The 543-nt window shown below is 38.9% G+C and carries 1 protein-coding gene and 1 pseudogene; both read right to left on the bottom strand.

The window, feature by feature from the left end:
• A partial coding sequence (locus ACS8FD_RS23900; protein WP_439277677.1) for an RsfS/YbeB/iojap family protein occupies positions 1-214 on the bottom strand: 214 nt, incomplete at its 3' end.
• A gap of 131 nt (positions 215-345) precedes the next feature.
• A pseudogene (locus tag ACS8FD_RS23895) lies at positions 346-543 on the bottom strand (nicotinate-nicotinamide nucleotide adenylyltransferase); the annotation flags it as partial.

The following is a 543-nucleotide window of genomic DNA, read 5'->3' as shown; positions in this document are numbered from 1 at the left end:
TAAAGTCAGCTTGCTTAGCTTCAGCACCGACGCTATCTGCCATCGCACGTACATGGCGCTTAGAGGTGCCTTCAGCAATGACAATTCGCTCCATGACATCCGTCAAATCTTCGACATTGATCACGGTAATGTTCTTGGCTTTCATATCTTCTAACGTGTTTTCAACGACAGTTAAGCACTCTTTTAAGCGTTTGTCGTTCATAGTATTAATCATAAATTTTAATCTCTTGAAACGTAAATATTAAAAATAAAATAGTAAGTCGTCAGTTTGCAGCCGCCAACTGCTCATATATAGTCAGTTGTAAATAAAGGCGAGGTATGCAAAATGACAAAGATAGGATGATTTTAACGGAATTGCGCCGCAGAATATAGCCGATGGGCGATAATATATTGATAAACAGTAGGATTTATTAGCTGAGTCACAGTATTTGGTGCAGTATCTGCCTTAGCAGCACTTATTTTCAACTGTTTGCGAATCTCAGTACTCGATATGGCACTGACTTGAAGTTGGTCAATATAAATGTGTCCTTGGTCAGTGTTTTT

This window comes from Psychrobacter sp. 1U2 (genome assembly GCF_051847575.1).
This window is presented reverse-complemented; position numbering and strand designations above follow the sequence as displayed.